This is a genomic window from Rhodococcus sp. P14 (genome assembly GCF_000256505.1).
GTDB classification, from domain to species: domain Bacteria; phylum Actinomycetota; class Actinomycetes; order Mycobacteriales; family Mycobacteriaceae; genus Rhodococcus; species Rhodococcus ruber.
Map to the genome: position 1 here is coordinate 20768 of NZ_AJFC01000132.1, position 12995 is coordinate 33762.

Consider the following 12995-nt stretch of genomic DNA (forward strand, 5'->3'; position numbering starts at 1 on the left):
GTCGCACACCCGCTCCGATAGGCAGCCATGACCCGCACCTCCGCGCTCGAAGACATCGTTCCCCTCTCGCCGCTGCAGCAGGGCCTGCTCTACCTCAGCACCGTCGCCGCGCCCGACGACGCCGCCCGTGCCGCCGGAGCCGTCGAACCGGACGCCTACACCGTGCAGTCCGTGCTGCGCCTGACCGGGCGGGTGGACGAGGACACCCTGCGAGCCTCCGCGCAGGCGCTGCTGGACCGGCACCCTGCCCTGCGCACGTGTTTCCGTCCCCGCAAGGACGGCCGCACCGCCGGGCTCGTCGTGCGCGGTGTCGAGGCGCTTTGGCGCAGTGTCGATCTCACCGGTTTCGCGGTCGACGAGTCCGAGCGACGTCTCGCGGATCTGCTCGACGAGGATCTGCGCGACTGGTTCGACCTCGCGCGGCCACCGCTGATCCGCTGGCTGTTCGTGCGATTCGGGCCCGACGACGTGCGGTTGGTGCTCACCGCCCACCACATCGTCGTCGACGGCTGGTCCACCCCGATCCTGGTGCGCGAACTCCTCGAGATCTACGCCGCCGGCGGCACCGCCGCCGGGCTGGCCCCGGTGCGGCCCTTCCGCGACTACCTCAGCTGGCTCGACCGGCAGGACCACGACGCCGCTCGCGCGCTGTGGCGCGAATCCCTCGACGGGCTCACCGAACCGAGCCTCGTCGCCCCGCCCGGCGCCACCCGCGCCACCACACCCACCGTCGCACTCGCCGTCGACGTGCCGGTCGAGCTGAACGACCGGCTCACCGGCCTCGCCCGCGACGCCGGCGTCACCCTCAACACCGTCCTGCAGACCGGCTGGGCGCTGCTGCTGTCCGGACTCCTCGGCCGCGACGACATCGTCTTCGGCGCCACCGTCTCCGGGCGACCGCCGGAACTGACCGGCGTCGAATCCATGGTCGGGCTGTTCATCAACACCGTGCCCGTGCGGGTGCGCCTGGATCCCCGCGCCACCGTCACCGAGTTGCTGCGACAGGTGCAGCTGGCGCAGTCCCGCACCGTCGACCATCAGTACCTCGGCCTCGCCGAGGTCCAGCGGGAGACCGGGCTCGGGGAGCTGTTCGACACCCTCACCGTCTTCGAGAGCTACCCCGTGGACCGGGACGCGCTCGACCGCGCCGAGCGCGCGGGCGGGGTCACGATCGCCGCCGTCGAGGGCCGCGACGCCACCAACTATCCGCTCGTGCTCACCGCGGGTGTCGCCGAGACCCTCGTCATGACCCTCGACTACCGGCCCGGTGTGTTCACCGCGGACGACGCCGCCGCCCTCGCCGACCGCCTCGTCCACATCCTCGACACTCTCGCCGCCGCGCCGGACCGCCCGGCCGCCGGGCTGGACCTGCTCACCGGCGCCGAGCGCGGTCGCGTCCTCGGCACGTGGTCCGTCGCACCGGCCGCTCCCGCGGATGGCACCGTCGCGGCGCTGCCCGCCCCGGGGGAGCCCGGCACCCTCGCGGTGGTGTGCGGCGCCGAGGAGCGCACCTTCGCGGAACTGGGAGCGAACTCGGCGCGGCTCGCGCGGCTGCTGATCGAGCTCGGTGTCGGACCCGACGTGCTCGTGGGCCTGGCCCTGCCGCGCTCCGCCGCGACCGTCGAGGCCATCCTCGCGGTGCTCGCCGCAGGCGGTGCCTACCTTCCGCTCGACCCGTCGTACCCGGCGGACCGGCTCGCCCACATGGTCGCCGACGCCCGTCCCGGCGTCGTGCTCACCACCGGCGCCGTCGCCGCGGAACTCGGAGCGACCCTCCCCGGCGGTGGTGCGCACGTCGTCGTGCTGGACGATCCGGACGTGCAGGCCCGGCTCACCGCACTGCCCGCCGCCGCGGTGACCGACGCCGACCGTCGCCGGCCGCTCCGCCCCGGCCACACCGCGTACGTCGTCTACACCTCCGGCTCCACCGGTCTCCCCAAGGGCGTCGTCGTCACCCACGCCAATCTCGCCGATTTCCTTGCCGCACAGAGAGAGACGATCATGCCGTCGGCATCGGGCACACGGCGGGTGCTGCTCACCTACCCGTTCGCCTTCGACTCGGCCGTCGCCGCCCTGACCTGGCTGCTGTCCGGGCACACCCTGCACGTGCTGCCCGACGAGCACCGCAGCGACACCGCATTCGTCGTCGACTACGTGCGCACCCACCGCATCGACCACGTCGACTGCGTGCCCGTGCTGATGAGTGGTCTGCTCGACGCCGGTCTGCTCGACGGGGACCGCCACCGGCCCGCCACGGTCACCGTCGGCGGCGAGGCCGTCGGGTCGGCGCTGTGGCAGCGACTGCGCGCCGCGGACGACGTCGAGGCCTACAACTGCTACGGCCCCACCGAATGCACCGTCGACGCCGCATACACCCGGATCGGCGGCGACACCGTCACCATCGGCGGTCCGACCCCCGGCACCCGGCTGTACGTGCTGGACCGGTGGCTGCGACCGGCGCCACCCGGTGTGGCCGGGGAACTCTACGTCGCCGGCGGCGGTCTCGCCCGCGGCTACCTGGGACAGCCCGGCCGGACGGGGGAGCGGTTCGTCGCCGACCCGTTCACCGGGGACCGGATGTACCGCACCGGTGACATCGTGCGGTGGCTACCGGACCCAATCGACACCGTGCGGTGGCTACCGGACCCGGTCGGCACCGTGCGGTGGCTGCCGGACCCGGTCGACACCGTGCGGTGGTCACCCGACCCGGTCGACACCGAGCGGGGCGCCCTCGAATACGTGGGCCGCGCCGACGACCAGGTCAAGATCCGTGGTTTCCGCGTCGAACTCGGCGAGGTCGAGGCCGCGCTGGGTGCCGTGCCGGGGGTGGATGCCGCGGTCGTCGTCGCCCACACCGACGCCCGCGCCGTGCGTCGCCTGGTCGGCTACGTCACCGGAACGGCGGATCCCGGGGCCGTGCGCGCCGCGGTCGCCGCCCGGCTGCCCGACTACCTGGTGCCCGCCGTGATCCTGCCGCTGCCGGTCCTGCCGACCACGGCGAACGGCAAGGTCGACCGGAAGGCCCTGCCGGAGCCGGACTTCGGTGCCCTCGCCGGATCCGGTGAGCCCCGCACCGACATGGAGGCGGCGTTGTGCTCCGCGTTCGCGGAGGTCCTCGGTCTCGACCGCGTCGGCATCGACGACGACTTCTTCACCCTCGGCGGCGATTCCATCGTCTCGATCCAGCTGGTGTCCCGCGCCCGCACCGCCGACGTGCGGATCACCGCGCGTCAGGTGTTCGAACTGCGCACCGTCGCCGCGCTCGCTGCGGCCTGCGACGCCGACACCGGGGACGAGCAGCCGGCGCGGCCCGTCGTCGCGGCCACCGGTCCGGTCCCGCTCACCCCGATCGTGCGCGAAACCCTCGACCACGGAGGGGATCTGCGGCGCTTCGCGCAGTCCCGCCTGCTCGTCGCCCCGGCCGGGCTCACCGAAGCGCACCTCGCCGCCGCCGTCGCCGCGCTGCTGCGCACCCACCCCATGCTGCGCTCACGGCTCACCGTGGCCGGCGACAATGCGGAATGGATAGTCCCCGAAGATGTTCCGGACCCCGAGAGCGTGGTGCGCCGCGTCGATGCGGCAGGCCTCGACGGCCCGCGGTGGCGGGCGCTGTTCGAGACCGAACGTGCTCGCGCCCTGGCGGAGCTCGACCCCGCGGCCGGACGGATGATCCGCGTGCTGTTCCTCGACGCCGGCCCCGGCGCCGCGGGCCGGGTGTTCGTCGTCGTGCACCACCTCGTCGTCGACGGTGTGTCGTGGCGGATCCTGGTTCCCGACCTCGCGGCCGCCGTCGATCAGGCGCGGCGGGGCACCGCGCCGGACCTCGAGCCGGCCGGCACCTCCTTCCGGGACTGGGCGCTCGGGCTCACGGCAGCCGCCGCGTCCGACCGCATCGCGCAGTCCCTGCCGCGCTGGCAGCAGATCGCCGGAACCGCGGAACCGCGGCTCGGTGCCCGCCCGCTGGATCCGGCGCGCGACACCGTCGCCACCACCCGGTCGCGCGAGGTGCGGGTCCCCGTGGCGGTCGCCGAGAAGGTGCTCACCACCGTGCCCGCCGCGTACCGGGCGGGCGTCGCGGATGTGCTGCTCACCGCCCTTGCGCTGGCCGTGACGTCGGTACGCGGCGGCGACGGGCTGCGCGTGCACCTCGAGGGCCACGGCCGCGCCGAGCACGTCGTGCCGGGCGCCGACCTGTCCCGCACCGTCGGCTGGTTCACCACCCTGTACCCCGCCGTGCTCGACGTGTCCGGCATCGATCCGCACGAGGCACTCGCCGGAACCGCCGCCACCGGGACCGCTCTCGCACAGGTCAAGGAGTCGCTGCGGGCACTGCCCGACGACGGCATCGGATTCGGGCTGCTGCGGCGGCTCGCCCCGGAGGGAACGCGGAACTTCCCCGGATACCGTTCTCCCGACGTGATGTTCAACTACCTCGGCCGGATGACGCTGGGGGAGAACACCGGTCAGGAGTGGTCCACCGCACCGGAGGCGGGCGCGCTCGGCGGCGCCGTCGATCCCGGCACCCCGCTCGACCACGTCCTGGACATCAACGCCGTCACCGAGGACGGCCCCGCCGGACCCGAGATCGTCTGCGAATTCACCGCGGCGGAGGTCCTCGACGAGGAAACCCTCACACTCGTCTCCCGTCGCTGGGTGGAGGCCCTGACCGCGCTGGCCCGGCACGCCGACGCCCCCGGCGCCGGCGGTCCCACCCCGTCGGATCTGACCTACCCCAGGCTGACCATTACGGAACTGGACTCGCTCACCGCCGAACTCGGCCCGATCGACGACGTCGTGCCGCTGACGCCGTTGCAGCGCGGGATGTTCTTCCTCGCCGGTCTCGACGGCGGCACCGGGACCGACGTGTACTCGATGCAGACCGTCCTCGATCTGCGCGGTGATCTCGACCGGGACACCCTGCGGCGCAGCGCCGCCGCGTTGCTGCACCGGCACGCGAATCTGCGCACCGGGTTCCGCACCACTGCGGCGGGCGACCCGATCGGCGTCGTCCTCCGGGACCCGGGCCTGCGGTGGACGGACGTCGCCCTCACACCCACCCCCGTGACCACCCCCGCCCCCGTGGCCGAATGTCACATTGCGTCGGTCGGATCGACGCAATGTGACATTCGGCCGGTCGAGGAGCGCAGCGACGAGCTCGTCGCCGCGGACCGCGCCACCCGGTTCGACGTCGCGGCCGCGCCGCTGGTGCGGTTCACGCTCGTGTGCCTCGCGCCGGACCGGCACCGGTTGATCGTCGCCGCGCACCACCTGCTGCTCGACGGGTGGTCGTCGCCGCTGCTCGTGCAGGAACTGTTCACCCTGTACGGGGCGGGGGCCGATCCGGCTGCGCTGCCCGCGGTCCGGCCGTTCACCGACTACCTCGCCTGGCTGGGCGACCGCGACACCGACGACGGACTGCGCCGCTGGAGCGAGGCACTCACCGGGGTCGAGGAGCCCACGCTGCTCGCCCCCGCCGGCTCGTCGCTCGACGCCACGTTGCCCGCCGAACTTCCCGTGCCGGTTCCGGCCGGCCTGGCCGCGCGGCTGCAGCGCCGCTGCCGCGACCTCGGCGTCACCGTGAACACCGCGGTGCAGACCGCATGGGCGGTCCTTCTCGGCGCCCGGCTCGACCGCACGGACGTGACCTTCGGTGCTGTCGTCTCCGGCCGCGTCCCGGACGTGCCCGGCATCGAGACGATGATCGGTCTGTTCATCAACACCGTGCCCGTGCGCGTCGCGCTGCGCCCCGGCGAGCCCACCGACGACCTGCTCCGCCGCGTCCAAGGCGAGCAGAACCGGCTCCTCGATCACCAGTACGTCGGACTCGCCGACATCCAGCGCGCCGTCGGCGTCGGAGAGCTCTTCGACACCCTCATCGTGTTCGAGGGCTACCCGATCGACACCGACGCCCTCGCCCGCGCGCAGCGTTCCGGCGGCCTCGACGTCACCGACGTCCGCGGCCACGACGCCACCAACTTCCCCCTGGTGCTCGTCGCCGGGCTCGACGACGAGCTCGCCCTCACCCTCGAGTATCAGCGGGCGCTGTTCACCGCCGGCGACGCCGACGAGATCGGCCGCCGGCTCGTGCACCTCCTCGAGCAGTTCGCCGGCGACCGGCCGCGGCGCGTCGCGCAGCTCGACGTCCTCGGCCCGGCCGAGCGAGGACGGTGGCACGAGCTCTCGTCGACCGCTCCGGCGCCGTCGAGCGGGCACGGCACCGTGCCCGCTCTCCTGGCGGCGCAGATCGCCCGCACCCCGGACGCGACGGCCGTCGTGTGCGGGGACGAGCACCTGACCTTCGCCGAGCTCGGCGCCGCCTCGGCGCGGCTGGCACGGCGGCTGATCGACGAAGGCGTCGGACCCGAGGCGCTCGTGGGCCTGGCCCTGCCGCGCTCGGCCGAGATGATGGTCGCGATCTGTGCCGTGCACGCCGCCGGCGGCGCCTACGTGCCGATGGACCCGTCGTATCCGGCCGAGCGCCTCGCCCACATGGCCGGCGACTCGCGGCCGCGGGTCGTGGTCACCGGCGGCGGCGTCGCGCACACGCTGCGACCGGTGCTCGGTGCGGTGCCGGTGCTCGACCTCGACGACGAGTCGGTTCGTGCCGACGTCGCGGTCCGTCCGGCCGTCCCCGTCACCGACCGCGAGCGCACCGCGCCGCTCCGGCCCGAGCATCCGGTGTACGTCATCTACACGTCCGGCTCCACCGGACTGCCGAAGGGCGTGGCGGTCACGCACGCGAACCTGCTCGGCCTGTTCGACAGCCACCGCGCCGACCTGTACGTGCCCACGGTGGCGGCGGCGGGACGGCCGAGCGTGGGTGTCGGGCACGCGTGGTCGTTCGGGTTCGACGCCTCGTGGCAGGCGATGCTGTGGCTGCTCGACGGCCACGCCGTGCACGTGTTCGACGAGGACACCATGCGCGACCCCGAGGCGATGGTCGGTTACGTCGCCGCGCACGCCCTCGACTTCCTCGAGGTCACCCCGTCGTTTCTCGACCGCATGGTCGCGGCCGGGCTGTTCGACGGCGAGCACCGCCCCGCCACGGTCGGATTCGGCGGTGAGGCCGTCAACCCGGCGCTGTGGCGGCGGCTGCGGGAGCTGACCGACGGACGTGCGTTCAACCTCTACGGACCGACCGAATGCACCGTCGACTCGCTCGTCGGACAGGTCACCGACGCCGACGCCCCGTGCCTGGGCCGGGCCGTACACGGCGCCGCCGCCTACGTCCTCGACCGGATGCTGCGCCCCGTGCCGGTCGGCGTCGCGGGGGAGCTGTACGTCGCCGGATCCGGCGTCGCCCGGGGCTACCTCGGCCGACCCGACCTGACCGGCACCCGCTTCCTGCCCGACCCGTTCGGTCCGCCCGGCGCCCGTATGTACCGCACCGGCGACGTCGTGCGCCGCGTCCCGGCGGGCGACGGCCGGGTCACCCTCGAATTCCTCGGCCGCGGCGACGACCAGGTCAAGATCCGCGGATTCCGGGTCGAGCTCGGCGAGGTCGAGGCGGCGCTGACCGCGGTGCGCGGGGTGCGCGACGCCGTCGCCGTCGCCCACACCGACGACCGCGGGGTGTGCCGCCTCGTCGGCTACGTCGTCCCCGACGGCGACGTGGACCCCGCCGCCGTGCGGGCCGTGCTCGCCGAGCGGGTCCCCGACTACCTGGTGCCGGCCGCGGTGCTCGTGCTGGCCGCATTCCCCGTCACCGCCAACGGCAAGGTGGACCGGAAGGCGCTGCCGGAGCCGGACTTCGGGGCGCTGGCCGGTTCGGGGGAGCCGCGCACCGCGCGGGAGGCCGCGCTGGCGGAGGTGGCCGCCGAGGTGCTCGGCCTCGACCGCGTCGGGATCGACGACGACTTCTTCGCCCTCGGCGGCGACTCGATCGTCTCGATCCAGTTCGTCTCCCGCGCTCGGGCCGCCGGGCTCCGGCTCACGGCCCGGCAGGTGTTCGAGCTGCGCACCGTCGCGGCGCTGGCGGCCGTCGACGAACCCGCCGTCCCGGCGACGGTGCCCGCGATCGCCGCGACGGGCGACGTGCCGATCACCCCGATCGTGTGGGAGGCCCTCGCGTGGGGTGGCGACCTCGCGCGGTTCTCGCAGGCCCGGCTGCTCGTCGCACCCGTCGGCCTCACCGTGGACGTGCTCGGAACGGCCGTCGCGGCGCTGCTCGACACCCATCCGATGCTGCGGTCCCGGTTCGTCGTCACCGACGGCGGGCCGCGCTGGACCGTCCCCGAGGACGCACCGGACATCGAGACACTGGTGCGCCGCGTCGAGGTCGGCGAGGTCGACGCCGAGCGGTGGGCGGACCGATTCGCTGCTGAACGTGAAATCGCCTACGGCGCACTCGATCCGGAATCCGGAGTGATGGTGCAGGTGATCTGGTTCGACTTCGGGCCGGACCGCCCCGGCCGCGTGTTCGTCGCCGTGCACCACCTGGTGATCGACGGCGTGTCGTGGCGGATCCTCGTCCCGGATCTCGCCGATGCCGTCGAACAGGCCGGACGCGGCGAGACCGTGGCGCTGACGCCGCCGGGCACGTCGTTCCGGGCGTGGGCGACCGGCCTCGCCGAGGCCGCGCGCTCCGAGCGGGTCAGGACCTCGCTGCCCGCATGGCAACCCGCGGTCGAACCACCGCTCGGTGCGCGGCCGCTGGACCCGGTCCGCGACACGGTCGCGGCGCTGCGCTCGACGCACGTGCGGGTCCCCGTGCCGGTCACCGAGGACGTTCTCGCCTCCGGGGCCGTGAACGACGCCCTGCTCGCGGCGCTCGCCGTGGCGGTGGCCTCGGTCCGCGGCGGCGACGTCGTGCGCGTCGAACTCGAGGGCCACGGACGCGAGGAGCAGATCGTGCCCGGGTCCGACGTCGCGCGCACCGTCGGATGGTTCACCTCGATGTTCCCGGTCGCGTTGAACCTGTCCGGCATCGACCCCGGGGAGGCCCTGGCCGAAGCGGCTGGCGCACACGCGGTCCGCACGCGCGTCACGGAAGCCTTGAAGGCTGTGCCCGACAACGGTATCGGGTTCGGACTGCTGCACCGACTCGCCCCGGACCCGGCCTTCGACCGCTATCGGCGACCGCAGGTGGTGTTCAACTACCTCGGCCGGATGACGCTGGGGGAGGACACCGGTGCCCCGTGGTCCGGCGCACCCGAGGCCGTCGCGCTCGGCGGTTCCGTCGACCCGGCCACGCCGCTCGACCACGTCCTGCATGTCGACGCCGTCGTCGAGGACACCGCGGAGGGTCCCGTACTCGACTGCGAATTCGCCGCGCCCGCCGAGGTGCTCGACGAGCACACCGTCGACCTCGTGGCCCGGCGCTGGGTCCAGGCCCTCGCCGCGGCCGCGCGCATCCCCGAACCCGTTGCACCCGAAAAGGAGTGATCACATGTCAGCACAGTCCGGCACCGTGGACCGCGAGACGATCCGCACCGACGTCGCGCGGCTTCTCGAGATCGAGGCCGACGAACTCGACCCCGCGGTCAGCCTCGTCGACCAGGGCCTCGACTCGGTGCGCCTGATGGCGCTCGTGGAGCGGTGGCGCGACGCCGGCGCGGACGTCGACTTCGTCTCCCTGGCCACCGAACCGCAGCTCGAGGCGTGGTACGACCTGCTCACCGCGCGGTGACCCGGCCGTGGCCCTGATCGACAGGCTGGTCCTCGACCTCGACCCGCTGCGCACCAGCCGCGAATTCCGCTACATCTTCACCGCCCGGGTCGTGTCGCTGTTCGGCCTCGGCTTCCTCGTCGTCGCCGTGCCCCTGCAGGTGTATCGGCTCACCGGATCCACCGCGCAGGTCGCCGCGGTCTCGGCGGTGCTCGGCGTGACCACGTTCGCCGCCACCTTTGCCGGCGGGGTGCTCGCCGACCGCTACGACCGGCGCCGGGTCATCGCGCTCGCGCGCGGCACGGCGGGTGTGGCGTTCGCGGTGCTCGCGGTCAACGCGTTCCTGCCCGATCCGAAGATGTGGATCGTCTACGTGGCGGCGGTGATCGACGGTGTGTGCGGTGGGATCTCCGCGACGGCGCTGATGGCCGTCACACCCAGCCTGCTGCCGCGGGAGAAGATGGCCGCCGCCGGCGCCCTCATGGCGCTGACCGGCGACCTGGGCGCGATGATCGGGCCGGCGCTCGGCGGCGTCGTCATCGCGACCGGGGGAGTCGGGGTGGCCTACGCGCTGGCCGCGTTCACCACCGCGATCACGACCTTCTGCATCACCCGGCTGCCGGCGCTGCCGCCGGCCCACGTCGCCGACGAGTCGCCGCTGCGTTCGGTGGCGAGCGGCTTCCGCTACGCGGCGGGAAACCGCGTCATCGGCGGCGTGCTCGTGTGCGGGTTCGTGACGATGCTGCTCGCCGGCTGGTCGGTGCTCGTCCCCGAGTACGCGACGGAGGTGCTCGGCGCGGGACCGTCGGTGGTCGGACTGCTCTACACCGCCCCGGCGGTCGGCGCGGTGATCGGCTCCCTCACCAGCGGCTGGACCGGTCGTCTCCGCCGGTCCGGACAGGCGATCTTCGTGCTCATGGCCGTCTCCGCCGCGGGGCTCGTCGGGGCGGGCCTCACCGCGACCGTCGCGGTGGCGCTGATCGGTCTGGCCGCGCACGGCTTCGGCGACGCGCTCACCGACATCGTCCGGTATGCGACGGTGCAGAAGCACACTCCCGACGAGTACCGCGGGCGTATCGCCGCGGTGTGGGCGGCGCAGGTCACCGCCGGCGCCTCCGTCGGCGCGGTGGTCGCGGGCGGTGTGGCGACGCTGGTGCCGATCTCCGCGGCGCTGCCCGCGTACGGCGCCGTCGGGCTGGTGGTCACCGCGCTGCTGTGGGCGGGCCTACGGACGCTGCGCCGGCTCGACGAGGGCACTAGCCTCGAGCGCGTCGTCTGAGTCCGTCCGGTCCGTGCCGCGATGAGTTCGGCGGAGCCGGCCGGTCTGTATCCGAGACAGCACGCCCGTCCGCGCGGACGGGGCAAGCCGAAGAGGAGTGGATGTCATGGGCAAGGTCACGGTCACCGAGTTCGTCTCTGCGGACGGCGTCATGGAGAACCCCGCGTGGACGTTCCCGTACTGGAACGACACGATCGCCGCGTTCAAGGACGGCGAATTGAACGAGGCGGACGCGTTGCTCCTCGGCCGCACCACCTACCAGGAGTTTGCCGCGGTCTGGCCCGATCATCCCGGCGAGGACGACGCGTCCAAGGCGCAGATGAACGACATTCCCAAACACGTCGCCACGACCACGCTCACCGAACTCGAGTGGAACGCGACCCGCATCGAGGGCGACGTCGCGGAGGGGATCCGCGCCCTCAAGGCCGAGAAGAACCTGCTGGTCATGGGGAGCGGCAGCCTCGTCGAGTTCCTGCGCAGTCAGGGACTCGTCGACGAGTACCGGCTCGCCGTCTACCCCGTGCTGGTCGGCTCGGGCCGGCGCCTGTTCGACTCCGTCGAGGCGCAGGCGACCCTCGACCTCCGCGACTGCAAGGTCCTCGACAACGGCGTCCTGCTGCTCGTCTACAGCGTGGTCTCCGACACCGTCGCCGTTCCGGACTTCGACTGACGGCGTACCCGCAGCCGAGGTCCGGCGCGAGCCGTTGTTTCGGGGCTCGGATGCGGGGAACCCGACGGCATGTCCACGTTCCGCACCCCCACGCCCCCGCGCAGCGACGGATGACGACCGGCGCTGCGCGGGCGCGGGACTACGACACCTGGTTCGACACCCCGTGGGGTGCCCACGCCTGGGCGGTGGAGCGCGACGCGGTCGACGAGGTCCTGCCCGACGTGGCCGGCCGGACCGTGGTCGAGGTCGGCTGCGGGACCGGCCGGCTCGTGAGCCATCTCGCCCACCGCGGTGCCCGAATGCTCGGTGTGGACCTCGCGGCGGGCATGCTCTCCGTCGCGACCGACCGGGCACCCGCCCGGCTCGTGCGCGCCGACGCCACTCGCCTGCCCGTGCCGGATGCCGTTGCCGACGCCGCCGTCACGATCGCGACCCTCGAATTCACCGACGCCGCGGCGGTGCTGGTCGAGATGGCCCGTATCACTCGCCCGGGCGGGCGCATCGTCGCGCTCACCCTCAACCCCACCAGCCCGTGGGGGTGGATCGATCGGCCCACCCGACGAGCGCCGTACTCGGCCGCACGCTACGTTTCTCGGCGAGAGCTGCGCCGCCTGGGCGGTCGACACGGCCGGGCCCAGGTGCGGGGCCGGTTGTTCACCGCGGCGCGGTTCGGGCATCGACTCGAGCCGATTGCCGCCCTGCCGGGCCGGATCGTCCCCTGGTTCGGGGCCGTCCAGATGCTCGTCGTCGACCGGGAGCTCTGAGAGACGGCCCGGCGCCGCGAAGACCCGAATTAGTGCAACTTCGGGGTTGCGGTTTGGGGAGAGAGATGCAACCCTGGAGTTGCACAAATCGTATCCCCGGACTGGAGGCGATCATGGCCCCGCTCGACATCACCCGCACCATCGACATCGCGGCCCCGGCCACCAAGGTATGGGCCGCACTGACCGAACCCGAACTGATCGCGCAATGGTTCGGCGACAGAATCGAATTCGACGCATCGCCCGGAGGCGCGGGCGCGTTCGGCTGGACGGGACACGACCACGGTCCCTTCCGCGTCCTGGTCGAGCATGTGGACGAGCCGAAGACGCTCGTCTACCGCTGGGCCCGCGACGCGAACGTGGACCCGGTGCCGGGTAACTCCACGGTGGTGCGGTTCGACCTCGCGGAGATCGACGGCGGCACCCGGCTGACCCTGGTGGAAACCGGCTTCGAGGAGCTCGTCGACCCGCAGGCGGCCCACGACGGCAACGTCGACGGCTGGCGCGCCGAACTCGGCGATCTGGTGGAGTTCCTGGAATCCCGGTGAACGATGTGGCGAAGGGAGTTCCGGCGGTGCTCGCGGTACTGGCCGACGAAACCCGCTGGAACATCCTCACCGCGATCGGCGCCGAGGACCTGTCCGCGAGTGCGCTCGCGGAGCGGCTGGCGGGCAGCCC

The 12995-nt window shown here is 73.2% G+C and carries 6 protein-coding genes; all 6 read left to right on the forward strand.

Annotated elements, in window-relative coordinates; translation table 11 throughout:
- Window positions 1–27: 27 nt before the first annotated feature.
- The 6 genes from OEY_RS0110175 (at window position 28) to OEY_RS0110200 (ending at window position 12865) form a co-directional block, all read left to right on the forward strand.
- Window positions 28–9384 (forward strand): non-ribosomal peptide synthetase, encoded by a 9357-nt coding sequence (locus OEY_RS0110175; protein WP_010593777.1) that lies wholly within the window; start codon window positions 28–30, stop codon window positions 9382–9384.
- Window positions 9385–9388: 4 nt separating this feature from the next.
- Complete coding sequence (locus OEY_RS0110180; RefSeq protein WP_010593778.1) at window positions 9389–9628, forward strand: phosphopantetheine-binding protein; 240 nt, start codon at window positions 9389–9391, stop codon at window positions 9626–9628.
- A 7-nt stretch (window positions 9629–9635) separates the two neighbouring features.
- Window positions 9636–10886: an enterobactin transporter EntS gene (gene entS / locus OEY_RS0110185; RefSeq protein WP_010593779.1), complete on the forward strand. Its 1251-nt coding sequence runs from the start codon at window positions 9636–9638 to the stop codon at window positions 10884–10886.
- 106 nt (window positions 10887–10992) lie between these two features.
- Window positions 10993–11556 (forward strand): dihydrofolate reductase family protein, encoded by a 564-nt coding sequence (locus OEY_RS0110190; protein WP_010593780.1) that lies wholly within the window; start codon window positions 10993–10995, stop codon window positions 11554–11556.
- A 110-nt stretch (window positions 11557–11666) separates the two neighbouring features.
- Window positions 11667–12320 carry a class I SAM-dependent methyltransferase gene (locus OEY_RS0110195; protein WP_010593781.1) on the forward strand — a complete coding sequence of 218 codons (654 nt, stop codon included), beginning with the start codon at window positions 11667–11669 and terminating at the stop codon, window positions 12318–12320.
- Between the two features lie 113 nt (window positions 12321–12433).
- Window positions 12434–12865, forward strand: a complete 432-nt coding sequence (locus OEY_RS0110200) for an SRPBCC family protein (RefSeq protein WP_010593782.1) — start codon at window positions 12434–12436, stop codon at window positions 12863–12865.
- Window positions 12866–12995 lie beyond the last annotated feature (130 nt).

Bases quoted from the DNA above. Each gene is read 5' to 3' on its own strand.
- OEY_RS0110180 (WP_010593778.1), top strand. From the start codon at position 9,389: ATGTCAGCACAGTCCGGCACCGTGGACCGCGAGACGATCCGCACCGAC.
- OEY_RS0110190 (WP_010593780.1), top strand. From the start codon at position 10,993: ATGGGCAAGGTCACGGTCACCGAGTTCGTCTCTGCGGACGGCGTCATG.
- OEY_RS0110175 (WP_010593777.1), top strand. From the start codon at position 28: ATGACCCGCACCTCCGCGCTCGAAGACATCGTTCCCCTCTCGCCGCTG.
- OEY_RS0110195 (WP_010593781.1), top strand. From the start codon at position 11,667: ATGACGACCGGCGCTGCGCGGGCGCGGGACTACGACACCTGGTTCGAC.
- OEY_RS0110200 (WP_010593782.1), top strand. From the start codon at position 12,434: ATGGCCCCGCTCGACATCACCCGCACCATCGACATCGCGGCCCCGGCC.